The sequence below is a fragment of the Bacterioplanes sp. CLAM21 genome (genome assembly GCF_059641015.1).
In genome coordinates, this window is sequence record NZ_CM184929.1 from 4074773 (window position 1) to 4101543 (window position 26771).

Consider the following 26771-nt stretch of genomic DNA (forward strand, 5'->3'; position numbering starts at 1 on the left):
TGAGGCGTCGCTTTGCCGGCGCCTCGCTGCCAACAGGTAATCAAATGCCAGACCCTCTTAGCCAGTTTATTCAGCAATTAACACCACGCTGTGAAGTGTTTGCTCAGGTGCAACTGCGCGAACCCTGGGGCATCGAAGAGCAAGCATCGCAACAAGCTTTTTTCAGCTATTTACGCACAGGTCGCTGCCTAATCGATACCCAAGCTGGGCAGAGCGTCGAACTGCAACCCGGCCAACTGGCGTTATTGCCTTATGGCCATCAGCATCGTATACGCAGCAGTCAGCAAGCCAGTTGTCAGTCAGCGCAGTTTTTATTTGCCAATAAAGACCAGCATGAAATTGAAGCCATGACCATTGGTGGCAATGGTGCCTATTGCCAGATGATGTGCGGCGCTTTCAGTTTTGCTCCCCTTACCCACTGGGGGCGGGACGCCAACATCGGCTTTTTACCCGAAGTATTTGTAGTAGAAGTGAATTCTGACAGCCGTTTACAGCAGATCCTACTGTGGCTGTATGAGGAAAATAGCCAACATCAAGCAGGCCACAGCATGGCCATTGAGCATTTATCGCAGTTATTACTGTTGGAAATGCTGCGCTTTAGCCAACCAACTCAGCGCTGGCCAGGCTGGATGTATACCTTTAACGATGAACGTCTGGCTAAGGTCATGCTGACCATTCAGCAGCGCTATCAATACGACTGGACGCTGGAGCAATTAGCAGCTGTGGCAGCCTTATCACGTTCCAGTTTTGCCGAGCGTTTTAAGCAGCTTACCGGCACCAGTGCCATGGCCTTTTTACGTCAATGGCGCTGTTTTATTGCCGCTCAGCAGCTCGTCTCCAGCCAACTATCCATCAAGCAGCTGGCCCATAACGTCGGCTTTCCATCTGTGGATGTGTTTATTCGCAACTTTCGCCAATTCCATCAGTGCACACCGGCACAATATCGTCAGCGCTTACGTGACAGTAGCCCGCTGGCCAGCACGAGCCTCAGCTAAATAGACGAAAAATCCGCCATCATCGACATTTTATCCGCTTGTCTGTGTACGCCATTGGTGTGCACCGCAAGGTACTTTAGAGTTTTTTCATCGCCATAAAACTTTGGGGAGTGGTATGAAAAAACGCATATTGGTGACGGGCGCCAGCGGCAATATTGGCAGCGCTATTTGCGCTGAGCTACTGCGCCACGACTACCAGGTGATGGGCTTAGCACGCAGCAATAACAGTGCACATACCTTACAACAGCAGGAGGTTCAGGTTGTTACAGGCTGCCTAACCCGCCCCGAGCAATGGATAAAGGTGATCGACGATGTAGAGGCCGTTATCCACACCGCCTGTACCTTTGCCAGTGATATGGACCAAACCGACCATCATTTTCTGCGATGTTTAACCCAGCAGGCACAGGGCCGGCAACAACCACTGACCCTGCTGTACACCGCAGGTTGCTGGACCTATGGCAGCCATGATGATGTGATAAACGAAAACACTGCAAAACATTCAACAATAGATTTTCAGTGGATGCTTGATGGCATGGAATATTTACGCAGCCAGCCTTGCATTGATGTGCGCATCGTCAGCCCTAGCAATGTGGTTAATCGTGAACAGGATCTGCTACCCGATATTTTGCGCTGGGAATATCAACAGCTCGGCCATGCCACGGTACCCGATACCCCAGAACTCAGCTGGTCCTTGGTAGAGCGTCAGGATCTGGCCCAGCTCTATCGTTTGGTACTGGAACGCGGCCAGCCGGGTGAAGAATATATCGCTAGCGCCATTGCAAAGGCCTCACCGCAACAATTAACACAAAAGCTGCAAGCCGCCACTGCCCAGCCTGTGCCGATAGCCCAATGGTGTGAACGCTATGGTCGTTGGGCTGAGGGCTATGGCCTGAAACAGGTATTCAGCAGTGAAAAAGCCATGCAACAGCTTGGCTGGCAGCCCGCTCTGGCCTGCCTCACCTGACCCGTCTCTCCTGACAGCAAGCGACAGCGGGTTCGCCGGCCGGCGCCGGGATGCGTATACTGTGCGCCTTTTCTCTTATACGAGCCTGCTGTTCATGTCTGACGCCTTTAACACTCTTAACCTGCCGCCTGAGCAACTGGATAATCTGGCGCAGTTGGGTTATCACCAGATGACCGATATTCAGCAGCAGGCCTTACCCGCGGTATTGGCGGGTAAAGACGTCTTGGCCCAAGCAAAAACCGGCAGTGGCAAAACCGCTACCTTTGCTTTGGGTATTTTGCAGCAGATTAATCCGCGATTTTTTGGCGCACAGGGCTTGGTGTTGTGCCCAACACGAGAACTGGCTGGCCAGGTCGCCGACGAAATTCGCAAGCTGGCGCGCTACATGGCCAATATTAAAGTGGTGCTATTGTGTGGCGGCCAAAGTATTGGCCCACAAATTGGCTCACTGGCCCATGGCGCTCATATTATTGTCGGCACGCCAGGGCGTATTTGCGATCATTTGCGCAAAGGCACCCTAGAGATAGACCAAATCAAAACCCTGGTATTGGACGAAGCCGATCGCATGTTGGACATGGGCTTTAGCGAAGACATGCGCTTTATTGCTGCCCATACCCCAGAGCAACGACAAACACTGCTGTTTTCTGCGACCTACCCGGACAATATTGAAGCGTTGAGCCGTGATTTTCAGTATGAACCTGTGATGGTGCGTATCGAAGGTCAGCACAGCCTCAGTACCATTACTCAGCTGAGCATTCGCTGTGATAAGACGCAAAAACTGCCAGCATTAAAAGGCATTCTGGCACATTATCCGGTGCGCCAAGCAGTCATTTTCTGCAATACCAAACAAGCCACCATGGACGTGGCGCAAGCACTGCAAGAAATGCGCACCAGTGCGGTTGCACTGCATGGTGATTTAGAACAAAAAGATCGCGACCGTTTGCTGACCCGCTTTAAACATCACAGCGTGCACTTTTTGGTCGCCACCGATGTCGCCGCACGGGGCTTGGACGTCGACGACTTAGACACAGTGATTAATTTCGAATTGCCACGCGACCCGGAAGTGTATGTGCACCGCATTGGCCGTACCGGCCGCGCTGGCAAACGTGGACAAGCGATTAATATCGTCGCTCATAATGAGCAATATGTACTCGACCGGGTCATCGAGCATACAGGTCTGGCACCCGATGAACAGGCGCTGGAAAACCTCAGCCAAGCCATGCCAGAGATAGAACCACCGCCCTATGTCACGCTAAATTTAGCAGCCGGCCGCAAAGATAAGCTACGCCCTGGCGATATTCTTGGCGCCCTAACCAAAGACGGTAGTGTTCCAGGTTCTGCGGTCGGAAAAATCGACGTGCTCGATTGGACCGCTTATGTTGCCATTGAACGCGAGCATGCCAAGGATGCACTTAAGCAACTGCAGGAAAACCGTATTAAAGGACGGCGTATTAAAGTACGCAAGGCATAAGGTGCTGCGGCTAATAAAAATAGCTGCTGAAATCAGGAAATGGAATTCCTGATACCTTTCTACGAGTCGGCTATCTTAATGCGCTGATACAGTGCTTCGTCTAGGCCAAGATTGTCTGAATTGATCGGTCCAGGAACACGCACATAAATGGGTAGGTCGGGAATATTTTGCGCACCTTTGTATTTGACACGATAGTAAATACCAGCACCAATAAACCACTTTTCTTCATGTACGCCAACGATCTCGAGCACACCATCAGCAATCGATTGTCTAAACCTCACTTCAGGTCCAGAACTGCCGAATTCCTTTAGGTAAATTCTATCCGCATCACCCCGGTAGATCTGGTCCATCGTCACACCAACAGCGACCACTTTGTCTACTAGGGTAAACCTTTCGCCGAGCAGTTATGTATATTCATCGAGATGGCTGACCTCATCGTAGTCAAACACATGGCCGAGAAACCATGACAAGAAGACAAACAGAAGCACTGCACTAAAACTACCCAGTTGTTTTCTAGATACTTTCATCATTTGAGATCAAATCTGCAGCTATTGTATTGGCTACAGCAACCCCTACCGACACTGACAACAGGCAATCACAGTAGAGAATGATATAGCAACTGGGACTCTTTAAAAGCGGCGCATAGGCGCTACTTTTATTTAGCATCTATTAAATTAATAAATATAATATTAATCACGAAAACATGACTATAAATCCTGAATTTTCTCAGCTTACATTAAAGCCATGTTCAATCCGTCGACATAGCATATCAGCAACAGTCAGCCTCTCAGATTGAAAATTTATCGAGTGTGTTTCACGCGAAGGCAGGAGGTCATTGCATTGATGCCTGGCACTGCTAACAAACTGAAACACTGAGTCCAAAATAGGGGTAGTCCTCAGAAAAATGCCACCCAGAGCTTGGCTCTGGGCAGCTACTCAAATTAAATAATATATTGAGATGTTAGTCAGCGTCCTGCATACACTGCTGCTGTAGCTGAGTATTCTTCTGCCGCTGATCTTCCATCATTTGATGAGTTTCTTCATTCATTAACACCTGAGGCAAAGGTAGTGAACCCGCACCATACTTACCAGAGAAGCCTACCAACTGGCTTTGTGCGATACTTTCCAGCTGAGTAAGCGTACTGCCAAAATCTTTACCGCTGCAGTAAAAATGGCCGTTCAAGCACGAGCATTGCTCCACCAAGCCATAGGCACCGAAATAACCAGATAGCATCATTGAACGAGTGTCTTCCGCCAAGTCTCCAGTCACGATAGCTCCTGGTTTGTAAGAGGAATACACGACAGCCGCAATTACATTCTCATTTGGGTTGTTGATGTGCCATTGGACTGGATTGTGGGAGTCCAAGAAGAGTACCATTGGTTGCTGCGAAGGAAGCAGATCCAATTGAACGACACCATCTTGAGCGTCACTTTCATATACGCCAGCATAAAATACCTGGTAAGGCTTGGAAAGGTCCTCTAGTTCTGTCTGTACCTGGCTACCAGATAACGGCTGTACAGAATCAAGTACACGCACCATAACATCAGTATTATGCCAGTTATTTGCATACTCCACTTCAATCGTATGACGCCCTTCATCTAGCTGAAGATTAATTTCAGTATTACTATCACCTTCATAAACTAAGTGGTCATCGACAATGATGCGTATCTCGGCCCAGCTTAGACTAGCCGTGATCACCTTTTGTCCGGCTTCCGGCATTACAAAACTACCAGCCCAGTATGCGCCAAAGTCTTCCGACTTGATATTATGGTATTCACTCCAAGAATAAGTAATGCCGAGCGCTTTGGTCTTCTCCGTATGAATCAATAACTCAGGGTTTTCAGTATTAAAGAAGTATCCTACGTATCCGTTCTCAGGAAATATATCATTAGGATTAAGTCTTTCACCCCAGCTAGACCCAGTCATTGGATACTCAAATAAATCGGAACTTTCATCATTTTCGATAGCTTGTGCAGTGCTTCCCAGCACAGAAGAAAACAGTAACCCAGCAACAGCGACTCGCAGGCTATGTAAATAGGTCATCCTTTTCACCTTCATTTAAAAATGTTAGAAAATTTAAGCATCGAAAAAGATGAAACTCAACTGTCAAACGGGATAAATTATGTCAAGAAACGCATCATCATCCATCAAGACCTCGACCTCTTTTCCATACATTTTTAGTCGTAGTTTAACCGACTGAAGCTGCTGATATTCAGAACCAAGATTACGATAGTCTTCATCTAACAATTCGTGCTGCAATCGCTTTAGATAAAAATGACCATCAAAGGAGTAAATTTTATCCCCGACAATAGGATGTCCAAGATGCGCCAAATGACAACGAATTTGATGCTTACGACCAGTATACAACCGGCAACGAATCAGACTTCTATCGCCTTCAGATCGCACCAGCGTAAACACAGTACGACTGTATTGTGGCTTTTTATAGAATTCGATTTGATCATTGCACACATACATCTGGCTGCGAATAGCACTGTCTAGTCGCTCACTGACATCACATTGCATATCATATTGCTGCCAATCAGGTGTTCCCCACACCCAAGCAAGGTATTCCTTTTCGGCTAGCAGACGGTCAGCCTTCTTCTTCCATTTTTTGTCAACATGACTGTTCTTGGCCAGCAGTATCAAACCACAGGTTTCTGCATCCAGTCGATGCATCAAGTGCGCGTCAAAATATGGGGTTTGACGGCGAACCAATGAAATAAGCGTGTGAAACAAGTTTCGAGTGGTACGACTAACAGGCAGGCCAGCGGGCTTATTAACCACCATAAATTCGTCGTTTTGCCATATCAATTGCCACTGACAATCCACCGAAAGTTCCTGATGACCTAACAAGCCTAACTCAATACAATCCCCAGCCTGTAGTTGCAGCTGAGCATCCTCTACTAGCTCACCGTTTCGCCAAAGTCGCTGCTGTTTAATAACATCGACTAACGCATCACTGCTGCGCGGCAACCGCACAGACATAAACTCAGCCAAGTTCGCATTGGCAAATACTGAAAAATCTATTTTCATGTGATGACTTGGTAACCCGCTATCAGCAGTGCATAACGCAAGGCTTTGCCAATAAAAATTAAAGCAATCCCAACACTGGTCTTAACTCGGAAGATACCGGCAATAAAGGTAAGAGGATCACCAACCACGGGTACCCAGGCTAACAGCAGACTCCAAATGCCAAAACGTCGAAACCATTGTTGTGCTCGCTGCCATGCAGGCTTGTCAAAGTTGTGTAGAAAGTGCTGCGCCAACCAGCCACCCAATAATAGGTTGACAACACTGCCAAGGCCATTTCCCACCGTCGCAACACACCATAAAGAAAACGCTGAGTCTCCCTTGGCCAACATAGTAACCAATAGCCATTCAGACCCTAAAGGCAATAAGGTGGCAGCAAGAAAGGATAATGCAAAGAGCCACCCCAGACTGTCCGTTAGCTGGGGCAGCCATTCAATGGCGGTCACGAATCGCTGGCTTCCACCCACAATACGCCGACCTCGCTACGCACGACCTTTACCAAAGTACCGGCTGCAATGGGCTTAAGACTTTTAAGTTTCCATTCAACGCCCGAATAGCGATGCGTCGTATGACCACTGGCATCAATGTCGTGCTCAACGACAAATGTTTGCTCGGCAAAATCATTTTTGACTTGCCTATCATCAGTTTTATTCTGCAGGCGCTTAAAGGGTTTCCATAATACTACCGCCAATATTGATGTCAGCAGGGCATTACTCCAAAGCGCCGTTACCAGATCAACAGGCAGTATGCTCATCTGCATTAAAAAACCGGTAATGAGTAATGAGATACCGATAAACAACAGGATGAAGGTTGCAAACCCTAACACCACAACTTCAACTATTAGTGCTAAGAGGCCTAATACCATCAAGCCTTGTGGTAAGTGTTGCACGAACCAGTCCGTCATAGGCCATCACCACGCTGCTGCTGATTAATACGGTTTACTATGGTCATGGCACTGGCCACAATACCGCTGGCATCATTGCTTTGCTCTGGTAACAACACCACAGATGACTCACGTGCAATGGCCGCTTTGGCTTCAATTGCCTTAGTTGCCAGGTCCAACTGAATCGCTTTCTGACCTTCCTGAGTATCGGCAGCAGCACCGACTTTACGTAGAGCTTCTGCTTGAGCTTCTGCCACTTCCAAAATGGCCTTCGCTTCACCTTGAGCGCGCAGTACCTGCTCAGCACGCTCGGCTTCAGCTGCCAATACCTGAGCCTGTTTCTTACCTTCGGCGACGTTAATTGCGGCCTGGCGATCACCTTCTGATTCCAGAATTTGGGCACGCTTTACTCGCTCAGCTTTCATTTGCGCTTCCATCGCGTCCATCACCGATTTGGGCGGTACAATGTCTTTAATTTCATAGCGCAGTACCTGAATTCCCCAAGGTTCTGCTGCTTCATTAATGGAGCTAACAATTGAGGCATTGAGCTGGTTGCGTTCTTCGAAGGTTTTATCCAGTTCCATTTTACCCAGCTCTGAGCGCATGGTGGTTTGCGCCAGTTGAGTCACCGCAAACACGTAGTCATCGACGCCGTAGGTGGCTTTGTAGGGATCAAGCACCCGGAAGTACAACACGCCATCCACTGATAGGGTAATGTTATCACGGGTAATGGCAGACTGGCTGGGCACGTCAACCGCTTGCTCTTTCAAACTGCGATCTGCTGAAATACGGTCAATGAAAGGAATAATAAAGTTGATACCCGCTTCTTTGGTTGATTGATATTTACCAAAGCGCTCTACCAACCAAGCACGATTTTGAGGTACAAACTTGATACTGGACTTGAGGAAAATCACGACCAGAACCAGCGCAGCCAGCTCTACGGAGAAGATGATATTCAGCAGGGTTTCCATATTGATTGCTTCCTGATTGCTTGTGATTGCTTGGCCACCACAGCCTTGCTCGGGCCGAGTTTAGCATGCAAGCTTTGGCGGAATCCTACCTTTTCACCGACACCTATCGTGCTAACGTCTGCAGTACTAAACTCTGATTAGCGAGGACGACGCTTATGTGGCAAGGCCTATGGCATCAATGGGCAGACTTTTGGCAGGAACCTGGAGCCATACCTCTGGACACACTGCGTCAGCGCCATGAGTATCCTGAATCCCGCTATGTCGAGCTACAAGGCATGCAGGTGCATTATCGTGATGTTGGCAATGGGCCGGTATTACTATGCCTGCACGGCATATTTGCCTCGTGTCATACCTGGGAAGGCTGGACAGACCAGTTACAAAACGATTTTCGTGTTATCAGCATCGACTGCCCCAATTTTGGCCTCACTGGCCCCCACCCACAAGGCATGCGAGCACAGCTCTATAGTGACTTTATTGACCAGTTCCTCACAACCCTAGGAATTGAGCATTGCCACCTAGCGGGCAATTCTCTAGGCGGCTGGATGGCCTGGGAATTCGCGGGGCGTTTTCCTGAGCGAGTCGATAAAGTAATTTTGTTGGACAGTGCCGGGTTCTTTTTTGTACCACCACCCATCCTGATACTGATGGGGCTGCCACTAATGGGCTGGCTCAGTTCCCATATGTCGTTACCTCGCATGATGGTCAGCGCCATAGTCCGCAGCACCTATGCCAAGCCAGAGCGTTTACAACCAGCCGTTGCCCATCGATATTTTGATCTACTGATGCGTTCAGGTAATCGCAGCGCTGCTGCCAGAGTACTGGCTTTTATTCGTAATCATGGTGGATTCAACAAACAAGCACTCAAGCAGGTTTCTGCACCGGTTCTGATTATGTGGGGCGAGCAAGACCAGTGGATTCCCATCAGCCATGTGGAGAAATTTCAGCAGTTTTTGACCGATGCCAAACACATACGCTATGCCAATTGCGGACACTTACCAATGGAAGAAATACCAAAACAAAGCGCTGATGACGCGCGAACGTTTCTGCTGTGTTAGCCGCATAGGCCAATTGACATCCGACATTTATAAAAACAACATCTTTACCAGCTCCAGCCAACCGCAATTAAGAGATAGGACCGCCATGGGAACTGAGTATATTCTCGTCAATCAAACGAAGAAGGAGCTAATATCCTTTACACATCTAAATGGTGCCAAAAAAAGAGAACTGGCCGGCAATGACGCACAGCCGGCCATGGTTACCTGGTATCTGTTGAGCAACCAAGGTGATCAGATCCAGTTCATCTCTGACCATGATAATTACTGGCCATTTGCCACCGGGAGTCAAGAGGAGTTATGTCAGTTTTCAGACAAAACTGACTCCCTAGTGGATGAATTAATTAAACAAGGTATCTTAAGAGATCATGGTTATCTGTACCAGGATGAGGATAATCCAGATACAGAATACATCAGGGATATCCGTAGATCCTGGTGAGACGATATACAGTCAGACATGAACTAAATCTGCGCTAAACCACCATCTACTTGTAAATCGGCGCCATGAACAAATGAGGCAGCGTCAGAACTTAAGAAGAAAATCGATTGCGCTATTTCTTCTGCCTGTCCAAGCCGCTGCAAAGGGGTGTTTACTTTAACGTTATCCAATACTGTCTTCAGCTGGTCAGATTCAAAACCAAACTTGTGCAAGATAGGCGTTTCTGTAACACCAGGCGATAACACATTGACGCGAATACCTCTCGGCCCCAACTCTTGAGCAAAGGAGCGAGCCAAAGAACGAACCGCCGCCTTGCTGGCTCCATAGACAGACCATACTCCCGCACCTTTCTGTGCTTGAATAGAAGAGACTAAGATAATCGAAGCAGCTGGATTTAATCTGTCAAGAGCCTGTTGCACCGTAAAAAATACCCCTTTAACATTAATATCGAAACTCTCGGAAAAACTATCACTAGTGACATCTGCCAGCATTTCCGGCTTAGCAATGCCAGCATTAGCAATCACGACATCGATACCACCCCAACGTTGCTGGCAGCACTGATAAAAATCGATCACATCCTGTATTACAGAAACATCACCAAGATGCAGCATCAGTTGCTCCGGGTATTGGGTGAGCAGAGCTGATAGTTGCCCTTGCGTTCGTGCCAATACTGCCACTCGATAACCGCGCGCCAGATACAAAGCAACCGTTGCTTTTCCAATACCTGAGTTTCCGCCAGTTATCGCCATTACGGGAGTGCTCATTTGAAATTCTCCTAGAACTGTTGATACCCATTAAGTTCCGTCATGGTAAGCTTGCAGTCTGAGTAGCAGGTCGATATATTCGAATTTTTCCAATATATTGGACATGCATGTCATTCGATTACTTGGGCGCATTGATTCGCAGCTATCGCCAAGCTAATAAAGAAAGCTTGCAATCCCTTGCCAATCGATCTGGCGTTAGCCGCTCCATGATTGCACACATTGAAAGCAACCAAACCAGCCCGACACTCAATACTTTGGCCAAGCTGGCTGAGGCTATGAATATTCGCATTGGCGATCTGGTCACACCACCGCGCCAGGGTTTGCCATTAAACATTTATCAAGCCAACGACGAAAATTTAGTCAGCAGTGCAAGCAGTACCATGGCATGTCATAGGCTTTACCAAGGCCCTGGCGGTGTGCCCGAGTGTTATCAATTTTGCTTTCGTCGTTATGGAAAGACCACTTTTGCAGCCAACAGCTCTGGACGGCGCAAATACCTATGGTTGCAAAAAGGGGTTTTGACGCTGTATTTAGCGGCCGAATCTGTACAGCTACAGGCGGGACAGTTACTGCCATTTGATGCGTCAAGACCACATCGCTTCGAGTGTCGCCAAGGCGTCTTGGCAGAGGGGATCTTCTGGGTTAACGAAGAAGGAGGATAAACAGCAAGCTGTTCATTCTCCCTCGGTTTAATTTAGTTGCTAATGCAAGGTACCATGCCAACGTTGGTTAGCCTTACCGTGAGCAGCATACATAATCAGCTGATTGCCATCACCGGCAACATCCAGCACCTGATCAGCATCCAGTTTTGCCCTAAGCATATTGCCAGCAAAATTAAACTGCTGATGCTCGGCATTGGCATCACAAGTCTCCAGCTGCAACGCGGTATGGTTGTAAATCATGCCGTCTGGTATGGCTAGGCACAAGCCGCCATTCTGAGCGTTCAGCAACAACCCTGTGCCGGTATCATAGCGCCAAAATTGTGCATCACTATCGCCACACACAGCCATGGAGACGGCGGCGGCGACATGGTCACCTTGAGCGGTAATGCATTGGCCGCTGGATTCACTTCGATACTGAACCCAGGCATTGCGTGGTTCAGTCACTCTCAGCTCCCATTGCTGATTGCTACCACCGTGATAGTTCCACTGGCCTACGTTGGCCCCATTACCTGTGCCGTAGGCATCGGCAACAATACTGTTACTATGGCGACTCGATAACTTGTTGCCCTGATAATCCCAGCGCAAATTATCGGAATCGATACAATCCCAGATAACAATTTCACCGTTATCATGGGCCTGACCACGATTATCCAAGCATTTTTGTGGATTGGCTTTATTACGCAACATACCGGTGGCTTTATCATAGCGCCATTTCTGATCCTGTGAGGTGAGCTGACAATCCCACAGCTGAACATTGACACCATTGTTTAGATTATCGTCGTTGCCAGGAATATCCATGCAACGTCCTGAACGACGATCAACAATAGACACATAGGTACCCGCTGCGCCTGCATATTTAGGCGAATCATTAGCCATTGCTCTTTCCCACATTTGCAAATACGCCTCGGCCGACGTCATAACCGCCTCATAAATTCGAGTACTGGTATTTTCTCGAATATCCTGGATGTGGTCTGCAACTAAGCCAAAGTGAGCGAGGCCATCTTGATTAATATCAAATACACGATTACCAGTTTGCTGCTTATCAACGGTCTGGCCAAATTCGGTCACAAAAGGATAAATCAACGGTTTACTGTCGACATCATCGCGAGGACGCGCTTGAGAGCCAATGCCGCCCATATCGGTAGAAAATGGCACACCAACCAGATACTCCGTGGCTGATAAAATATCGACAAATTCACCAATACTCCATTCCAGATTGGACGACGCGCTATTGTAAGGCGCTAACATACCTCCTGCTCGGGCAATTCGATAGTGCAACTCATGGGCCGAGCCATCTGGCTTGCGACTGAGGTGGCTATGGCCAGAAATAACACCGGAATAATGACGCGCTTCGATCAAATCCATAATGGCACGGCCACTGTGTGTCGAGGTGTGATCCAGCTCGATAATCATGCCCATATCCATCATACGCTCAACCAAATAGGCACCTAATGGCGTTAAGCCATGGCGGTTACAATGCAAACGACTTTCGTCATATTCTGGACTGAGGCCAATGCTTTTTAAAATATCACCAATCACAGGGACATCGCTAAGCAATGGGAAACCACTGGTAAAAGGCTCGCCGCGGGTTTCGGCATCGCACTCTTCGGTTTCAAAAAAACGACCACTCGACAACCATTGACCAACGTTAATAAAACCATCTTCCTGGCTTGAACCACCCAGCTGATTATCAAAACGATGAATCGGATATAACACTCGCACGCCGGCATCGTAGACTTCCATCAACTGACGCTCGATGCTCTCCTTGCTGCAGCTATCTTTTAAACCACAGTTAAACAGTTCGGATGCTTCTATGCCCATGAGAACGGCCATCTTGCCATCGGCAATAACCTCTCTCGCTTGGGAAGGGGACGTCACCAAACGGAAAAAGCCCTTACCAGGTCCGCCCTGTTGAGCGTCGATGTAATCCTGCATCTCCCGTAAACGGCGAATTTGTAAGTGAATACTGGCCATGGTGTTGCAGTTATTGGGGTTGATCCAACTGGCAGGATTCACGGTTTTTTGCACATTACACAGTACTTCATTTTCTACCAAGTGCGTGACCATCATGCGCACACCGCCACGATGAGCACGCTCGATCCACTTGTAGTAGTACTGCATATGCGACACTTGTGCCCGATTAGGCCAAAACGGAAAATCCGGCCAACCCCGAGTGTCATATCTATGATTCACATCGTCATAACCCATCAGGTTACCAATAATATCGAGTGATCCATTCGGCCCATGAATCTCTTTACTGTCGCGCAGTGCGGTTTCGATACCCCAGCGATGGAAGGGCTCACCATGCAAGAACTTTCCGCCCATAAACTCGTAGGAGGTAATATGGGTGTGTGGGTCTATGCTGCCGCGTACCGGCAAACCAGCGTCACCTGTGAGAGCCTCAGAGTCACCCGAAACATTTACCTGAGCCTCAGGAAAGGGCTGACAGTCACTTTTTGCCACCAGCTTAAACTGCGTTTCACTGTCTTTATTGGTGGGGTTAAGAATATCAATCACATACAGGCCACCATCCTTATAGTGACCAGTACCACCATAATTGTGACGTAAGACCTTAGATAACTTAGGTCCATAGATACTAAACAGAAATTCACCCTCTGACTGTGGATGAGCTGTCAGCTTAAATTCGGCAAACTCACCGGCGTAGCGCCCGGCAGATATCTCATTGGGCAAATGCGTTGCCAGATAACGCCCATCTTTATCGGTCAACATAAAGTGAAAGAAGGAGGTAGGCTTAAAGTAAAAGCTCGTCGCCTGCTCCAGGCTGTTGGCTTTGACCTGCCAGCCTAAGCCATCATCAATGGCTCCGCCCTTATGGTAGCGATTAATGAATTTGCCATTAGTAGGCGATTGAATCGCATAACACCCCTGGGCCAACTCGTGCACCGCCTGCTCGGCATCCAAGCGCTGGTCTACCGGCGCTTCTTCTGGGGGAGGCTGGGAGAAAGCCGCTGCTTGCTGAGCCAGCAGCAACGAGGCCGCTAGCCCCAGCCAGCGGCGACGTGAAAATTGCATCATCATGATCGTTCCTTGCCTGACGGCTTTGTATTGTTGTTATTACTGCCCGGAAACTATGGACAAAAATCAAACGAAAGCGACAGGAATAAACGGGTCATCATGGTGCAAAAGTTGAAAGCTGCCTAAGCGAACTGTGCAAAAACTAGCCTTTAGTCCGCGTTCAGGCTGTGCACGATGACATTTGAAGCTTTGCACAGCGTGAGGGGGTGGCAGCGAGAACCCAATGAAGTAGCGTTCAGGTACACTACGCAAACGCTATCAATTGGATATTTTGCTAAGACAGGGATACACCATGATCACGATCAGACCCTTCGAAGACAAGGATCGACAAGCTCTGCTACAGCTGGAATTACGATCTCAACAGCGTGACTTTATTTCACCTATTGCCGAAACCCTAGAGCAAGCCCCAACTGACTGGCATTGCCATACCATACTAAGTGAACAAGGGGTCGTAGGGTTTCTGGTGCTAGATACCGGCTATCAATTAGCTGAATATCCAGTAGATGATCTTTACCTCGGGCTACGTTCTTTCATGATTGACGCTAGACAGCAGGGCCAAGGCTATGCTCAAAAGGCCCTAGAGGCATTAAACCACTATGTAAAACAAGCGTATCCTACCGTTAAGGGTTTGATCCTAACGGTAAACTGTCAAAATACAGTCGCTTATAACTGCTATCTAAAAGCAGGTTTTTCTGACACAGGCGCACTATACCTCGGAGGCATGGCCGGGCCGCAGTACATTATGCAGAAAGTGTTAGAAACCTAAGACGATAACGATAGTAATCGCCACCGCCTCTAAACCATCAGGTGGAACAAGATTATTTATTAGAACTGGTAGCCGAGGGCTATTTTAACTCGGCTATAGCTACCACTCACATCATGCCCTTGGTCTTCTAATCGGTCTGCTTCGTCAAACGCGCCAGAAGTAATCAGTAGTATAAGATCCGCCGTAAAACCACTTTCTCCTCCTCGTGTACCCCAACCCAAACCTGTGCTCAGACCAGTGTAGCCATTCCATTCCGGGTCTTCACAAGTCCAATAACAACGCTGTACACGGATCGCACCATTAGTTCCGTAATACATAGATGCGCGAAAGTCGGAATCAGCCAAAGGATACAGATGAGCGCCAGCAGACCATGCCAGCTCACCCACAGTGCCAATGGCAGCTGAAACATCAACATGCTCATTGATATTCGCTGTCATATTGACGCCGATAACCGCGTATGGAATACCTAGACCTGCGCCAAAGGATATCTTAGAGTCAGTTTCTTCTGCCGAAGCAGCAGATGACAACAGGGATGCTGTCAGAACAGATGCAGAAATAATATTATTTATCATTACTGTTTCTCAGTGATTTTAAAAGGTCGCGGATTCTAGGAAAATCCACCACACAGATCAACTGCAATGTGATTTTGCGATACGATCGCTAAAGCGATGTCGGCACAAACATAATTTGATATTTCTATCAGCTAATTAACAATCGAACTCAAACATAGTGAATGGCTACGTCTGAACGTATACCCAGATTAAAATATTCAAATGAATCTTACTAAAAATGATACTGAGACCCCATAAACTCATGCTGACCCAGTACATAGTCGTCTCTATTCGAGCTCTAAACAACAAAAGCGATAGCGCTATAACCGCTATCGCCGATCATTCTACTAGAGGATGACGAGTATTTTTAGAACTGATAACCCAAGGATATTTTTACTCGGCTATTGCTGCCATCCACATCGTAGCCTTCATCTTCTAGACGATCGACTTCATCATAAACGCCGGAAGTCACCAAATATATTAGATCAGCTGTAAATCCTCTATCACCGGCATGAGCTCCCCAACCGATACCAGTACTAAATCCAGTAAATGTTTTCCATTCAGGATCGTCACAGCTCCAGCGTCCACATTGCTCCACTTGAACGGCGCCATTGGTCCCGTAAAACGCAGATAGGCGAAAGTTACTGTCAGCCATTGGATATAGGCGTACACCAGAGGACCAAGCCAGCTTTCCTGCTGTACCCAAGGCCGCTGTAAGATCAACATGGTCATTCAGTTTCACTGACAGATTGGCACCGAGTACCGCGTAAGGAATCCCTAAACCTAAACCGAAGGATATATCTCGTTCGTCATCATTTGCGAAAGCGGCAGGCGATACCAATGAGCTGGCCATCACAGCCCCTAAAACAATGTTTTTTATCATTAACTTATCTCTAGAATTTTCTGGGTATCAGAAGGCCGCGGATTCTATGGAAGTCCTATTATTAATTCAACCGTAATCAGAACGGGAATGCATGATTGTTACATTAGCCCCCAACAATAATTAATTACAAATATGATTATAAATAAAATAGACACTAAAATATCTAGACGAAAAAACACTACCATAGGAATATTCGTCTCAAGTCGGCTTTTAGTAGGAATCAGTTAATAGGTGCATAGATATGAGTTGAAACAACTCCTCCTCTTTTAAGCACCGATATTTCTATATGATATAGGGCTAAAGTAGCATACCTACATGTAGCCAACCTACCTCAGCCCTACCCAGCTATTTTTCCAAGTGATCTACCACACGCTGCACGGGTGATTTTTTGCCCATCATTTTGTCAATGAAGTCACGATTGTCAGTACCTTCATCGACACTGGCCAATGCCTGGTCAGTCTGCCCTCCAGGCCGCGCACCGGAGTAATCATTTCTAGCTGGCCTTCCATGTTCGGCACGCAAACGATTCTCTGTAGGTATCACAGGATGGCCTGTCGTACCCTGAATGCCGACTGTTTCGAATTCTTCCTTCAACAAAGAATGCTGACCAACCACGGTATTCACCGTATCCGTACTTCCTCCTCCCAGTGGCGTTGCCAATACTGGTTCATTACGCATGGGGCTCACATCCGGTGCACTGACACCTATGCCATGGGCATTGCGATAAGCATGAATGAGCTCATGGCCTAAACCGATAAATCGGTTAGCGCTGGCCTGACTGGAGTTATAAGTGACACGAGTGCCTGTGCCTTCACTGGCGACCCCATCATAGCGATAAGCTTTTTGTGCACTGCCAATTGGATCCATAGCATCCAGTTTAGGCCGAGCCGCATTACGGTCCCCCTGAAAGATATCAACAAATGAATACGGGTTTGCATGCTCGTTGCGCTGTCCTCCAGGGTCTAAATATGTACCTCGAGTATTAATTTGCTGAACCAAGTGCTGACCCGTTGGCTGGCTCATCAGCTTGTTCATTGAGCGTCTTGTATCAAGCATATGATCGTAATAACTGGCAGCAGATTGCCCTGCCGCTCGTCGTACGCGAATATTGGTTGCTTTGCTGTGGGCAACCCCAAAGTCAGCTCGGCGTAAGGCCTGTCTGGCTGCAACTAGCTCCTCAGCTGTAGGCATATTCCATCTCCTATTTGGATGTGGAATAATCTCGAGGCAACATACGTACCAGTAGCTACAGGTGGATGTTAATTAGTTCTCTTGTACCAGGCTCTTGTCGCGTAAATACCCCAAGTGGGTAAATAATGACTAGGGTCATATTACCACAGAGGCTGTCACTAGCCTCTCAAATCAGGAATTGATTAAACCCCCCACTCTCTCTAACCACATCTCGATAACTGATACCCAAGGACTGGAAAATTTATGACGCCAGAAAAAGCATCCCGTCGAGACCACTCTCAGATTGTCTCATTGGTTACCAAGGTAGCTGAGCTGTCGATTTTACCGAGCCTAAGCAGAGAGGGAAAAAGCTATTTTCTCTCGCGTATCGTGCCCGATCTGAAACAAGTCATGAGCAATGGCAGCTACGTTATTTATAAGATACAGGATAAACATAACCTTATTGGCTTTGGCGCTTTACGCGATGGCGATTACATCACTCATTTGTTTATCGACACCCAGCACCAGGGCGAAGGACTGGGTAAGGCAATGCTCCAACAGCTGCTAAAAGAGACAACTGGTCCAGTTAGACTGAGGTCATCCATAAATGCCGTCGACTTCTATCGTTCACAGGGTTTTGTTGCGGCTGGTAGTGAAGAAAGCGTCAATGGGCTACGTTACTTGCGAATGCAGCGTTCCAGTTAGTCCGGAGCTATCAATAATGTCGACCCGTACCCTTGGTCGACCGCGACCAAATGATAGTCTTTGATTTAACGGTGGCTATATAAACCGTATTCTATAGCCTATGTGCTATAAATTATTCATTTTTCTCTGACCACAAAAACCGGAACGAATGTTCCAAATAAAGACAAGAATCATGAATAACACTTGCCTACACAAGTCATCAATTGACAAAAATACCAGCAAAGGTAAGATCAATTTACACAACAAGCTGAAACTGAAAATATCGGCCTCTCCTTAAAACACATCCTTAACCAAACCTGAACAAATCACAAAATAGTCACAATAGTTCTTCGTAAAAATGCGACAAAACAAGTTACTTCCCACCAAAATCAAAAAAATATAATTATTAAATTTATTTCCTTTATTTTTAACTTTTTGCCGATAGAATCCTGCAGCCACAATCTCACGACGGTACAAAAAGTTGAAAAAAACAATTCTAACAGTACTCGCATTGTCGCTACTGACCGCATGTAATGATGACAAGTCATCAGGTGGAAGTGATTCGAGCAACTCTAAACCAGGTGTAACAGATACCGCACCCACGGACGGCTCGGCTCCAGAACAAGAGCAGCCAAACCCTGCACCAAATCAACAAGGCTGTATAGAAACAGACTCTGTTATTAGCCTACCTGAAGGCACCAACTGCAAACTGTCATCAGGGCAGCGTACACGTCTTAACATCAGTGGCAGCAGCGAAGTACTGAGTTGTTCCGAAGGGCGAGTGAAGTTAGGCGACATCTCAGCAGAACGCTTGTTGGGTAATGGTCTAACGGCACAGTGTTCATCAAATAAAAGCCCAGCACCTGACACGTCTGCACCTGTTGAGCCAAATCCTGATAGCCAGTATTGCTCAGCTAATAACAATATTATCAGCCTGGTGGAAGGTCAGAGTTGTCGGTTGTCAGCAAGCCAGCTCACCCAGTTGAATATCAGCATGAGTGGTGACCAGTTGAGTTGCACCCAGGGACGACTGCAGTTAGGCGGAATTTCTGCCGGCCGCTTGACAGGCAATGGCTTATCAGCTCAGTGCACCAGCAGCACATCACAGCCGCCGGTCAACTCAACACCAGCTGTTCAGGATTGTATCGAGAATAACGCGGTAATAAGTATAGAGAACGGGACAAGCTGTAGGCTCTCTCAAGCACACTTATCGCAGCTGAATATCAGCATGAGTGGTGATCAACTGCGTTGTATTGCTGGCCGACTGCATCTCGGTGGAATCTCTGCCGGACGTCTGTCAACAAACGGCTTAACAGTACAATGTGTATCCGCAACAGGAATGCATCATCAACAAAGTCATGCCACAACAAGCACACAAGTGAACTGGTATATACCCGGTGAAGTATCGGCCTTAGAAAAATTCACTGTGTATGGTAATGCTGAACCTGTCATTTACGGAAAAAGCAAGTACGCTCAGATTCATTCCAATATGCTGAGTGGTGTCTTCCACTTGCAAGCGGCTGTTCAAGGAATACAGCAGCAAATATCCACACCTCAACAGCTGCGTTTGGCCATCACACAGGCAGACAAGCCATATAAAGATACTGAAGTGCACAGTATCTCTGCTGCCGTCGATACTGGAATGGTTAATAGTGATATTAAATGCATATACACCGAGCAAGGTCAGGTTATGTGTGGCAATTTCGAGCTAGCATTGGACTCAGTCACAGATAAACTACCGGCAAAACTTAACTTACACCTTTTGCAGTGTGACAAAGGCAAAACCATACGCTGTAGCTCAGGAATTGTTATTCCAGTTCAGTTTAACTAAATATTTTAATGGCCAGCCGGAAAGAAACCGGCTGGCTCAGGAAAATTGTGCACCAATATGAGCATATGTAAAATCCTTCCTTCTTTGACTGTACAATTCAAAGATTAAACACGAACATCTAGCGATTACGCTGATGCTGCTTGGCAGTTCGCTCATTTCCTCGTTTATAATTCCCTGTCAGCCGAGCCATCAATTGCTGCTGTGAATGAAAGTCACCTCGCTCTACTAGTTGTTCAAATTCCTTCGCGCGAACACCTCTTAACACAGTAATCTTTTTACCATTTCGGTAGATGAGATAATCATCACCTTGTTTCTTAAAGCTAAAACCTAGGTCATTAGACATTGCTTAATTCTCTGTTTCTTATTATTTGGATATCGTCTAAGTCAACTTCACGCTGCAGGACAGACTTATAGTCAATCAAGTCCTCCCTATCCATTATGGACAATTTACTCCCATACAAAACCACCTCTCTTTGCGAGGAGAATTTTATATTAAGAGGTTGCCACACGTTCAGGCTAGCATTAAGAATAAAGGCTTCTTTAGGGTTACCAATCTCAATTTTGATACCTGCGTATATCAGTTGTACATACTCCAAATCCCAGCCTTCACCCTGATAGCGCTGTGCGGGTTTGCTCACATATGGCTGTAGTTCATTCACTAGCCGGGCAAAGTCCACTTCGGGCACAAATAGGTCGATATCATTCAGCTCACACTGACTGCCATAGGCGATTGCTGCCAATCCACCACAAATCGAGCACGGCGTCTCAGCCAGCTGCTGGATGAGCCAACTGAGTGCCTGTGCTATACATTTTTCACGCTCAGTGAGTGATGTCATGATACTGCTCTTGGGTGAGTGAAAAATACTGCAAACCATCACAGCGATAAAAATCCACACTAGAATTTTCCTTCATACCAATTTTCTTGAGTACGGCCAGTGAAGGAAAGTTTTTGATCATAGCTGCTCCATAAAGAACGTCTTTTTTATGATGTTCAAAGTACTGCTGCAAGAGCAATCTGCACGCTTGGGCCATATACCCCTGCCCTGAAAATTCCCTCGCCAAGGCAAAGCGGATATCAACAAAGCTCGGATCGGGTGATAACTCGGCTCCCACAAAGCCTAACTTAGTGTTAGCGGCGTCCTTCATCACAACAATGTAGCTACCAAAACCGTGTTGCTGCCAATGCTCACAGCGATTGTCTAGATAGGTTTGTTGTTGCTCATCGCTGTAAGGTGCTTCATTTGGCAAAAAACGGGTTTGCTCAGGGCACGATAATATCTTGGTTAGAATGTCGCCATCATGCTCAGTGATCGGTCTAATCGATACGGTATTCAACTATCTGTCCTATGCCAAAACAGTTTTAATTCCTACGTCTGTTTGCCTCAGCAGCAAGGCGAACGTACAGGTTGTTGTCGATTGTGTGTCCGGAGAAATCAAAAGCCAGCTTGCCGACGTTTGATAAACCCAAATGCTGATAAAAACCATTGGAGTCGTTTTCTATCCAGGTGTATAGCCAGTAGGGCACCCCCAAAGACTGCTCAACGGCCTGCAGCAAACGCTTGCCTATGCCTTTGCCCTGATGGCGATCATCAACATAAAGCTTTTCTACCTCGTAGCCACAGTCCGTGGCAGATAAATCTGAGTAATCAGGCTTTAAAGAGTCGGTTGGACACTGTGATGTCATGTTCACCAATGCAAAGCCTTGCAGTATCTCGCCGTCTTCACACACCCACAGGCAATAGCCTTTATCCGCCAGCAATGAGCGAAAATAGTCTGGTGTGAAATTACTTAGCACATACTCTGAATAGCCTTGTTTGATGCCCTCTTTGGCATAGGTGTTTAGCCATACCAAGGTTGCTAATATGGCTAGGTTGTTACAATCCGAATCGTTTGCCAACCGAATCATCGAGATCTCTCCTAAAGCCCGACCATAGGTCAGGCACTAATTATTAGCGGATTTTATATTCAGCCAGCCAAAAATACGTCAGTTCCGTTACCTGTAAGGAATTAGCCATGCCCGACAGCTGTTGCGCAAGATCAGTAGAAGATGGAAAGTTTTTTAATACTTGGTGCTGACTGCCATCATCTAATGGCCTTGTTTGATAACTATTGCCAGCGTCATCGCTGTGGCTTATAGGGGTGCTGCTGCCTTCAACATATCGATTATCTACTATGCAAACTCTAGCTCCCGGCTTGAGCTTGGCATGCAGAGCTTGTGAAAACTCATCGATGCGCTGCAATGGCACATGGGACCACCAAAAACCAACAAACGCGGTATCGAACTGATCATTCACCTGATGTAGGCTATACGCATCGTCACGAATAAAATGCACCGGATTTTCGCCATAATCCCGGCTTCTAGCGATGTCCAATACTTCTTGATTGTAATCAACCGCTGTCACACTGCTCGCCTGACGGCACAAAAACTGGGTCCAATAACCCGTGCCACAAGCAATTTCTAATACATGATTACCAGCACCAAACTGAGTGACTTTCTGCTCCAGCGTGCGTAAGTCTTGCTGGCGTTCTGGTTTATCGTAGATACGATCGTACTCTTGCGCTCGCAGGGCATAATAGCGGGTTAGCTCGGTTGTGCTCATTCGCTCTCCTGAATGTGATGGCAAACTATTAGGTTTGCTGATGCTGATAATTTTCTGGATGAAAATGACGCTCAATCAACTCAATAAATATATGCAGTACTTTAATATGCAGTTCTTGCACTCGATCGGCATACTGGCCCGCTGGAGTACAGATATACACGTCACTCAGCTTTTGTAACGGCTCATGTACTCGGCCACTCAAAGCGACCACCCTCATGCCCGACTGCTGAGCGACCTCAGCAGCATTAATAATGGACGGGCTGCGACCACTGGTACTGATCGCCAGCAAGACATCACCACGGTGACCGTGGGCTTGCAAGTAGCGCGAAAACACGTGCTGATAACCATAATCATTGGCTACGCAGCTCATATGGCTGGCATCTGAAATGGCGGTGGCCGCATAGGCTGGCCTGTCATCGCGATAGCGGCCGGTGAGCTCTTCTGCAAAATGCATGGCATCACACATAGAGCCACCATTACCGCAAGAGAAAATCCGCCCACCATCAGCCAAGCTAGCAATTAGCTGATCCGCCGCAGCCTGAATAGACTGCAGAGATTGCTCATCATTCAACAGTGCCATAAGGGCATTGTGGGCTTCATTCAGGCTAATTTTGATATCATTTAACATAATTTTCTCAATACATATAACCCAACCAGTCAACATCGCCCTTTGGCCAAGGTTTGCCGGATACCGGTTTTACCATTAAGTCATCCACAAATTCACTTGCGGTGCCAAAGCTTTGATGTTCATGTATTCTCAGCCACTGGCCAACACACTCAACTCGATTAAAACCATGTTTTTCATAGTATTCGGGGAGGTCAGCCATCAGTAATAAAAAATCAACATCACGCTGAGCCGCATAGTCAGACACTTCCGCCAGCATTTGTGACGCAATTCCTTGGCCACGAAAATCTTCATCGACACATAAATCGATGATGCCAAGTACCTTAACTACTTGCTCGGCGACCCTCATGGCACGGTAATCCAAGCCCATGGTAGCGACGAGTGTTTGCTCAAAAAAATGCAAAACACGGTAATGAGGTAGCTGTTTAAAGTAGGAGCGAGGAACGGCGTAATCAGGAAAGGATTGATTGCGAAGCTGTTGTATTTGGGCGTAAAGGCCTAGCCCAACGTCAATTTCTGGCAGAATACTCAAATGTGCCTTATCTCCCTTGATACTTTAAGTAGCTTATCAAAGTTTAGCGCCTGTTAACACTATTTCGGCCACGCTGTTATGAACGGAAGATCGCTCAATTAGGCACAAGAGGGATGGTTAACGAGTTAAATGAATGATGAGCAATATAGATTGAGTAATTAAATCCATAGGGTAAGAGTCAGCTCTTCCCTGAACTGTGTTATTCGCTGCTTATTTAGAGGGTTAAACGGCGCGTCTTATACCTCGTTCATTAAAAGCAATCCGTTACGTTCCAGAAATTGACGTTATCTAACTTTGGCATTTCCAATTACTTTGTTTACGCAGATGCCAGCCTATGACTGATGTCTGCAACACGCTGTCCCAAATAAAAGGCTAATGCTGTGTCCTTTTCATCAACCATTCCGTCTTTTGAATGGGCCACTAAGCCCGTTTGTGTACCCAAGCGATTACGTAGCTGCGGATCATAATTGCCAGGAACATCCAGTCCACACCACAACATGCCGTGTTGACCGGCAAAGGTTTGCAAATACTCCAGCGTGTGTTTTTGATCTCCGCCTAAATTACTGCCGATGGTAAAACCCGCGGCTACTTTATTTGCCCAGGCTTGCTCTGCCCAGTAATTGCCGGTGGCGTCGGCAAAACTTTTAAACTGTGCACTAACGCTGCCCATGTAAGTAGGAGAGCCAAACACCATGGCATCGACGCGAGTGAGCACATCCAATACCTCATTGGCGACAAAGCGCCCTTGCTCAATCTGTTGCGCTTCAATTGGCAACACCAGCGCTTGGCTTTTTGAGTGAGTATTTACGCCATCGGCAACGGCATCGGCTAGCTGCTGTGTGGTGCCGGTTGCAGAATGATAAATAATGGCAATCTGATTCATCGACATTTAAAGGGCCCTTCACCTGTTCATAAACTCAAGGGCCGCAAGGCTAAAACCTCAGCTTAACTTGAGGTCAAGCCCATTATTTAAAATGCAAAGCCACTGACTACAGAGACAGAGGCAAAGACAAATAGTGTTGATAGATATAGTCGCGATGCTGCAATACCAGAGGATCAAGAGCCTGCTGCTCTGCGTCACTTAGGTACTCAAATACCTGCCTAAGTGGCGCCAGCATGGCACACTGAGATTCAGGCAACGGGCTAAATAGAGCGCTAAAAGCAGCACTGTAGATATCCGCCGCTGTTAGCCTCTGGCCAATCAAATAACGGCTATTGTACTTTTGTTGCTGGCGTAGCTGCTGACCCAGCTGTTGTAAATGCTCCACCACCCAGCCTTCATAGTGGTCGTCATGCTGTTGTTGATAGCCGTATTTTTTCCCCAGATAGTGGCTGATACCTGGGCTATAGCCGCCTGGCTCACCCGCCAATCCTCGCTTTACGCCGAGCAGACGCCGATACCAGCCCAACCCTTGTGGATCAGCAAAAAAACCGCACCAGGTTAACACCTGTTGGCGCATTTCTTTGTCCTCTGGCAATAACCGATCGGTAGCGCTCAGTTGCTGCAACCGCAGCACTATGTCGCGCCAGTGGTGTAAAGGTGCTTGCTGTTGATAAAACAACACAGGGGCATCGCGACGGCCAGACCAAGCAAACTGCTGCTCATCTTTTTGATCCAGATAGACCCCTAACCAAGGCAGATCACAAACCGCCAGCATGCCCTTCACCGCCTCACTCCAAGGGCTAGGTATGGCACGCGGGGCGATTAACCTAAGTCCCGCTGCAGACTGCGCAACCGAGACAGAAACATACTCTGGCTTCATTAGATATCCTTATGTTGTGATGACAGCTTCGCTGACACCCTTAGGCGTTGTAGGGAAAAACATCTAGAAAGACCTATCCTGCGGCTAACCCGCATCGGCAGCAAACGCTAATATCTCAATCACCCTTTAGATTTTCTAATAGCACTATGAAAGCCTCACCCCCACTTCAATATCTACCAGCGTTCGTCGCTGCCGCTCAACAGCTGAGCTTTTCTCGTGCTGCCGAGCAACTCCATATCACCCCGTCGGCCATTAGCCAGCAAATAAAGAGTCTGGAACAAGCAGTCGGTTTAAGCCTGTTTCAACGCCAGGCCAACCAGCTATTATTGACCCAAGCCGGACAGAGCTTCTTCCAGTTTGCACAGCCGCTGCTGGACACTTATCACAATCACTGGCACGCCTTTAGCGATCAGTTTTTAACCAACACCATTCGCCTTAGCAGCACAGATTACGTCGCTAATCAGTTGATCATTCCGCGCCTGAATCAATTGCAACAGCAAACAGGACTCACCCTAGAGATTCACACCAGCTCCCATAACGAAGACTTGCTGGCTAAGCATTTGGATGCCGCCATTCGCTTTGGCTGCCCGCCCTGGCCGCAGCACGACGCCTATAAGCTGGCCGATGCCAGCACAGCACTAGTAGCGTCACCCGACTATTTTCAGCGCCACCCCATTAACAAGCGCCGAGATTGGCAGCATCAATGTTTAATACACGCCCGTCGGCACAGTAATGATTGGCAGCGGGTGGAACAGCAGCTGGGGCTCGCCCTCAAACCCAGAAAACAACTGTATTTCAACAGCTATGACAGCGCCGTGCAGGCTGCCATACACGGCCTTGGCATTTTGATCGCGACCTTCCCTATCAGCACGCCAGAGTTGCAATCTGGTCGGCTGCAAGCACGCAGTCAGCAACGTTATGCCTGCAAAGAGGGGTTTTATCTGGTCACTAAGCCCAACGATCATAAAGCCAAGCACTATCAGCGCCTGCAGCATTGGCTCAGAGATTTGTTTCAGCAGCTGTCGACCTGCGCTGGTGATTGACTGTCGGGGTTTAGGCCGCACTGTTACAATATCGGCCCCTGTTGAACACCTTGGT

At 47.5% G+C, this 26771-nt stretch carries 30 protein-coding genes; 10 read left to right on the forward strand and 20 right to left on the reverse strand.

Annotation, left to right across the window (positions count from 1 at the left end; all coding sequences use genetic code 11):
- Positions 1-44: 44 nt before the first annotated feature.
- The 3 genes from AC55FS_RS18665 to dbpA all read left to right on the forward strand — a co-directional run bounded on the left by AC55FS_RS18665 (position 45) and on the right by dbpA (position 3430).
- The gene (locus AC55FS_RS18665; protein ID WP_496933808.1) at positions 45-995 is read left to right on the forward strand and encodes a cupin domain-containing protein; all 951 of its coding nucleotides are present in this window, start codon (positions 45-47) and stop codon (positions 993-995) included.
- A gap of 115 nt (positions 996-1110) precedes the next feature.
- Positions 1111-1959 (forward strand): SDR family NAD(P)-dependent oxidoreductase, encoded by an 849-nt coding sequence (locus AC55FS_RS18670; protein ID WP_496933809.1) that lies wholly within the window; start codon positions 1111-1113, stop codon positions 1957-1959.
- Between the two features lie 94 nt (positions 1960-2053).
- Complete coding sequence (gene dbpA, locus AC55FS_RS18675; protein WP_496933810.1) at positions 2054-3430, forward strand: ATP-dependent RNA helicase DbpA; 1377 nt, start codon at positions 2054-2056, stop codon at positions 3428-3430.
- Positions 3431-3489: 59 nt separating this feature from the next.
- Here the strand turns inward: dbpA and AC55FS_RS18680 are convergent, their stop codons facing one another.
- The 6 genes from AC55FS_RS18680 to AC55FS_RS18705 all read right to left on the reverse strand — a co-directional run bounded on the left by AC55FS_RS18680 (position 3490) and on the right by AC55FS_RS18705 (position 8315).
- Complete coding sequence (locus AC55FS_RS18680) at positions 3490-3780, reverse strand: hypothetical protein (RefSeq protein WP_496933811.1); 291 nt, start codon at positions 3778-3780, stop codon at positions 3490-3492.
- A gap of 611 nt (positions 3781-4391) precedes the next feature.
- Positions 4392-5474, reverse strand: a complete 1083-nt coding sequence (locus AC55FS_RS18685) for a hypothetical protein (RefSeq protein ID WP_496933812.1) — start codon at positions 5472-5474, stop codon at positions 4392-4394.
- A 63-nt stretch (positions 5475-5537) separates the two neighbouring features.
- On the reverse strand, positions 5538-6464 hold the full coding sequence (locus tag AC55FS_RS18690; RefSeq protein ID WP_496933813.1) for an RluA family pseudouridine synthase: 927 nt from the start codon (positions 6462-6464) through the stop codon (positions 5538-5540).
- Positions 6461-6907: a YqaA family protein gene (locus tag AC55FS_RS18695; protein ID WP_496933814.1), complete on the reverse strand. Its 447-nt coding sequence runs from the start codon at positions 6905-6907 to the stop codon at positions 6461-6463. The genes AC55FS_RS18690 and AC55FS_RS18695 overlap by 4 nt, the downstream gene beginning before the upstream one ends.
- Complete coding sequence (locus AC55FS_RS18700; RefSeq protein ID WP_496933815.1) at positions 6904-7365, reverse strand: NfeD family protein; 462 nt, start codon at positions 7363-7365, stop codon at positions 6904-6906. Before AC55FS_RS18700 ends, AC55FS_RS18695 begins: the two co-directional genes overlap by 4 nt.
- Entirely contained in the window at positions 7362-8315 is a 954-nt protein-coding gene (locus AC55FS_RS18705) for an SPFH domain-containing protein (protein WP_496933816.1), read from the reverse strand. The genes AC55FS_RS18700 and AC55FS_RS18705 overlap by 4 nt, the downstream gene beginning before the upstream one ends.
- A gap of 155 nt (positions 8316-8470) precedes the next feature.
- Here AC55FS_RS18705 and AC55FS_RS18710 point away from each other — a divergent pair, with 155 nt between their 5' ends.
- Together AC55FS_RS18710 and AC55FS_RS18715 are read left to right on the forward strand one after the other, a co-directional pair.
- Positions 8471-9370, forward strand: coding sequence for an alpha/beta fold hydrolase (locus AC55FS_RS18710; RefSeq protein WP_496933817.1), 900 nt, complete (start codon positions 8471-8473; stop codon positions 9368-9370).
- On the forward strand, positions 9342-9806 hold the full coding sequence (locus AC55FS_RS18715; RefSeq protein ID WP_496933818.1) for a hypothetical protein: 465 nt from the start codon (positions 9342-9344) through the stop codon (positions 9804-9806). The genes AC55FS_RS18710 and AC55FS_RS18715 overlap by 29 nt, the downstream gene beginning before the upstream one ends.
- Before the next feature lie 23 nt (positions 9807-9829).
- Here AC55FS_RS18715 and AC55FS_RS18720 read toward each other — a convergent pair whose 3' ends face one another.
- Positions 9830-10555, reverse strand: coding sequence for an SDR family NAD(P)-dependent oxidoreductase (locus tag AC55FS_RS18720; RefSeq protein ID WP_496933819.1), 726 nt, complete (start codon positions 10553-10555; stop codon positions 9830-9832).
- A gap of 122 nt (positions 10556-10677) precedes the next feature.
- Here AC55FS_RS18720 and AC55FS_RS18725 point away from each other — a divergent pair, with 122 nt between their 5' ends.
- Positions 10678-11232 carry an XRE family transcriptional regulator gene (locus AC55FS_RS18725; RefSeq protein WP_094059685.1) on the forward strand — a complete coding sequence of 185 codons (555 nt, stop codon included), beginning with the start codon at positions 10678-10680 and terminating at the stop codon, positions 11230-11232.
- A 39-nt stretch (positions 11233-11271) separates the two neighbouring features.
- Here the strand turns inward: AC55FS_RS18725 and AC55FS_RS18730 are convergent, their stop codons facing one another.
- The gene (locus tag AC55FS_RS18730; protein WP_496933820.1) at positions 11272-14271 is read right to left on the reverse strand and encodes a ricin-type beta-trefoil lectin domain protein; all 3000 of its coding nucleotides are present in this window, start codon (positions 14269-14271) and stop codon (positions 11272-11274) included.
- Positions 14272-14560: 289 nt separating this feature from the next.
- On the opposite strand from AC55FS_RS18730, the gene AC55FS_RS18735 reads away from it, so the two are divergent.
- Entirely contained in the window at positions 14561-15034 is a 474-nt protein-coding gene (locus AC55FS_RS18735) for a GNAT family N-acetyltransferase (protein ID WP_496933821.1), read from the forward strand.
- A gap of 59 nt (positions 15035-15093) precedes the next feature.
- Here AC55FS_RS18735 and AC55FS_RS18740 read toward each other — a convergent pair whose 3' ends face one another.
- From AC55FS_RS18740 to AC55FS_RS18750, 3 genes are all read right to left on the reverse strand, one after another.
- A complete protein-coding gene (locus tag AC55FS_RS18740; protein ID WP_496933822.1) occupies positions 15094-15606 on the reverse strand; it encodes a hypothetical protein in 513 nt (170 codons plus the stop codon).
- A gap of 346 nt (positions 15607-15952) precedes the next feature.
- Positions 15953-16468 (reverse strand): hypothetical protein, encoded by a 516-nt coding sequence (locus AC55FS_RS18745; RefSeq protein WP_496933823.1) that lies wholly within the window; start codon positions 16466-16468, stop codon positions 15953-15955.
- Positions 16469-16813: 345 nt separating this feature from the next.
- Positions 16814-17659 carry a M91 family zinc metallopeptidase gene (locus AC55FS_RS18750; RefSeq protein ID WP_496933824.1) on the reverse strand — a complete coding sequence of 282 codons (846 nt, stop codon included), beginning with the start codon at positions 17657-17659 and terminating at the stop codon, positions 16814-16816.
- Between the two features lie 243 nt (positions 17660-17902).
- Here AC55FS_RS18750 and AC55FS_RS18755 point away from each other — a divergent pair, with 243 nt between their 5' ends.
- Complete coding sequence (locus tag AC55FS_RS18755; RefSeq protein ID WP_496933825.1) at positions 17903-18343, forward strand: GNAT family N-acetyltransferase; 441 nt, start codon at positions 17903-17905, stop codon at positions 18341-18343.
- Positions 18344-18616: 273 nt separating this feature from the next.
- Here the strand turns inward: AC55FS_RS18755 and AC55FS_RS18760 are convergent, their stop codons facing one another.
- A complete protein-coding gene (locus AC55FS_RS18760) occupies positions 18617-18925 on the reverse strand; it encodes a hypothetical protein (RefSeq protein ID WP_496933826.1) in 309 nt (102 codons plus the stop codon).
- A gap of 625 nt (positions 18926-19550) precedes the next feature.
- Between AC55FS_RS18760 and AC55FS_RS18765 the strand changes: the two genes are divergently transcribed.
- Entirely contained in the window at positions 19551-20153 is a 603-nt protein-coding gene (locus tag AC55FS_RS18765) for a hypothetical protein (RefSeq protein WP_496933827.1), read from the forward strand.
- Positions 20154-20488: 335 nt separating this feature from the next.
- Here AC55FS_RS18765 and AC55FS_RS18770 read toward each other — a convergent pair whose 3' ends face one another.
- The 8 genes from AC55FS_RS18770 to AC55FS_RS18805 form a co-directional block, all read right to left on the reverse strand.
- Positions 20489-20989: a hypothetical protein gene (locus AC55FS_RS18770; protein ID WP_496933828.1), complete on the reverse strand. Its 501-nt coding sequence runs from the start codon at positions 20987-20989 to the stop codon at positions 20489-20491.
- Complete coding sequence (locus tag AC55FS_RS18775; protein ID WP_496933829.1) at positions 20973-21488, reverse strand: GNAT family N-acetyltransferase; 516 nt, start codon at positions 21486-21488, stop codon at positions 20973-20975. The genes AC55FS_RS18770 and AC55FS_RS18775 overlap by 17 nt, the downstream gene beginning before the upstream one ends.
- Positions 21489-21513: 25 nt before the next feature.
- The gene (locus AC55FS_RS18780; RefSeq protein WP_496933830.1) at positions 21514-22059 is read right to left on the reverse strand and encodes a GNAT family N-acetyltransferase; all 546 of its coding nucleotides are present in this window, start codon (positions 22057-22059) and stop codon (positions 21514-21516) included.
- 43 nt (positions 22060-22102) lie between these two features.
- Positions 22103-22753, reverse strand: coding sequence for a class I SAM-dependent methyltransferase (locus AC55FS_RS18785; protein ID WP_496933831.1), 651 nt, complete (start codon positions 22751-22753; stop codon positions 22103-22105).
- 28 nt (positions 22754-22781) lie between these two features.
- Positions 22782-23381 carry an SIS domain-containing protein gene (locus tag AC55FS_RS18790; protein ID WP_496933832.1) on the reverse strand — a complete coding sequence of 200 codons (600 nt, stop codon included), beginning with the start codon at positions 23379-23381 and terminating at the stop codon, positions 22782-22784.
- Positions 23382-23388: 7 nt separating this feature from the next.
- Positions 23389-23910: a GNAT family N-acetyltransferase gene (locus AC55FS_RS18795; RefSeq protein ID WP_496933833.1), complete on the reverse strand. Its 522-nt coding sequence runs from the start codon at positions 23908-23910 to the stop codon at positions 23389-23391.
- Positions 23911-24226: 316 nt separating this feature from the next.
- Complete coding sequence (locus AC55FS_RS18800; RefSeq protein WP_496933834.1) at positions 24227-24799, reverse strand: flavodoxin family protein; 573 nt, start codon at positions 24797-24799, stop codon at positions 24227-24229.
- A 100-nt stretch (positions 24800-24899) separates the two neighbouring features.
- On the reverse strand, positions 24900-25673 hold the full coding sequence (locus tag AC55FS_RS18805; protein ID WP_496933835.1) for a hypothetical protein: 774 nt from the start codon (positions 25671-25673) through the stop codon (positions 24900-24902).
- A 146-nt stretch (positions 25674-25819) separates the two neighbouring features.
- On the opposite strand from AC55FS_RS18805, the gene AC55FS_RS18810 reads away from it, so the two are divergent.
- The gene (locus AC55FS_RS18810; RefSeq protein ID WP_496933836.1) at positions 25820-26716 is read left to right on the forward strand and encodes a LysR substrate-binding domain-containing protein; all 897 of its coding nucleotides are present in this window, start codon (positions 25820-25822) and stop codon (positions 26714-26716) included.
- Positions 26717-26771: the final 55 nt, after the last annotated feature.

What these genes read in the sequence shown, in the direction of transcription:
- AC55FS_RS18700 (WP_496933815.1), bottom strand. Translation starts at nt 7,365, where the DNA reads ATGACGGACTGGTTCGTGCAACACTTACCACAAGGCTTGATGGTATTA.
- AC55FS_RS18755 (WP_496933825.1), top strand. Translation starts at nt 17,903, where the DNA reads ATGACGCCAGAAAAAGCATCCCGTCGAGACCACTCTCAGATTGTCTCA.
- AC55FS_RS18785 (WP_496933831.1), bottom strand. Translation starts at nt 22,753, where the DNA reads ATGAGCACAACCGAGCTAACCCGCTATTATGCCCTGCGAGCGCAAGAG.
- AC55FS_RS18730 (WP_496933820.1), bottom strand. Translation starts at nt 14,271, where the DNA reads ATGATGATGCAATTTTCACGTCGCCGCTGGCTGGGGCTAGCGGCCTCG.
- dbpA (WP_496933810.1), top strand. Translation starts at nt 2,054, where the DNA reads ATGTCTGACGCCTTTAACACTCTTAACCTGCCGCCTGAGCAACTGGAT.
- AC55FS_RS18745 (WP_496933823.1), bottom strand. Translation starts at nt 16,468, where the DNA reads ATGATAAAAAACATTGTTTTAGGGGCTGTGATGGCCAGCTCATTGGTA.
- AC55FS_RS18765 (WP_496933827.1), top strand. Translation starts at nt 19,551, where the DNA reads ATGAGTGGTGATCAACTGCGTTGTATTGCTGGCCGACTGCATCTCGGT.
- AC55FS_RS18670 (WP_496933809.1), top strand. Translation starts at nt 1,111, where the DNA reads ATGAAAAAACGCATATTGGTGACGGGCGCCAGCGGCAATATTGGCAGC.
- AC55FS_RS18780 (WP_496933830.1), bottom strand. Translation starts at nt 22,059, where the DNA reads ATGATTCGGTTGGCAAACGATTCGGATTGTAACAACCTAGCCATATTA.
- AC55FS_RS18690 (WP_496933813.1), bottom strand. Translation starts at nt 6,464, where the DNA reads ATGAAAATAGATTTTTCAGTATTTGCCAATGCGAACTTGGCTGAGTTT.
- AC55FS_RS18715 (WP_496933818.1), top strand. Translation starts at nt 9,342, where the DNA reads ATGACGCGCGAACGTTTCTGCTGTGTTAGCCGCATAGGCCAATTGACA.
- AC55FS_RS18740 (WP_496933822.1), bottom strand. Translation starts at nt 15,606, where the DNA reads ATGATAAATAATATTATTTCTGCATCTGTTCTGACAGCATCCCTGTTG.
- AC55FS_RS18685 (WP_496933812.1), bottom strand. Translation starts at nt 5,474, where the DNA reads ATGACCTATTTACATAGCCTGCGAGTCGCTGTTGCTGGGTTACTGTTT.
- AC55FS_RS18720 (WP_496933819.1), bottom strand. Translation starts at nt 10,555, where the DNA reads ATGGCGATAACTGGCGGAAACTCAGGTATTGGAAAAGCAACGGTTGCT.
- AC55FS_RS18770 (WP_496933828.1), bottom strand. Translation starts at nt 20,989, where the DNA reads ATGACATCACTCACTGAGCGTGAAAAATGTATAGCACAGGCACTCAGT.
- AC55FS_RS18725 (WP_094059685.1), top strand. Translation starts at nt 10,678, where the DNA reads ATGTCATTCGATTACTTGGGCGCATTGATTCGCAGCTATCGCCAAGCT.
- AC55FS_RS18800 (WP_496933834.1), bottom strand. Translation starts at nt 24,799, where the DNA reads ATGTCGATGAATCAGATTGCCATTATTTATCATTCTGCAACCGGCACC.
- AC55FS_RS18665 (WP_496933808.1), top strand. Translation starts at nt 45, where the DNA reads ATGCCAGACCCTCTTAGCCAGTTTATTCAGCAATTAACACCACGCTGT.
- AC55FS_RS18750 (WP_496933824.1), bottom strand. Translation starts at nt 17,659, where the DNA reads ATGCCTACAGCTGAGGAGCTAGTTGCAGCCAGACAGGCCTTACGCCGA.
- AC55FS_RS18705 (WP_496933816.1), bottom strand. Translation starts at nt 8,315, where the DNA reads ATGGAAACCCTGCTGAATATCATCTTCTCCGTAGAGCTGGCTGCGCTG.
- AC55FS_RS18735 (WP_496933821.1), top strand. Translation starts at nt 14,561, where the DNA reads ATGATCACGATCAGACCCTTCGAAGACAAGGATCGACAAGCTCTGCTA.
- AC55FS_RS18810 (WP_496933836.1), top strand. Translation starts at nt 25,820, where the DNA reads ATGAAAGCCTCACCCCCACTTCAATATCTACCAGCGTTCGTCGCTGCC.
- AC55FS_RS18805 (WP_496933835.1), bottom strand. Translation starts at nt 25,673, where the DNA reads ATGAAGCCAGAGTATGTTTCTGTCTCGGTTGCGCAGTCTGCAGCGGGA.
- AC55FS_RS18680 (WP_496933811.1), bottom strand. Translation starts at nt 3,780, where the DNA reads ATGGACCAGATCTACCGGGGTGATGCGGATAGAATTTACCTAAAGGAA.
- AC55FS_RS18790 (WP_496933832.1), bottom strand. Translation starts at nt 23,381, where the DNA reads ATGTTAAATGATATCAAAATTAGCCTGAATGAAGCCCACAATGCCCTT.
- AC55FS_RS18710 (WP_496933817.1), top strand. Translation starts at nt 8,471, where the DNA reads ATGTGGCAAGGCCTATGGCATCAATGGGCAGACTTTTGGCAGGAACCT.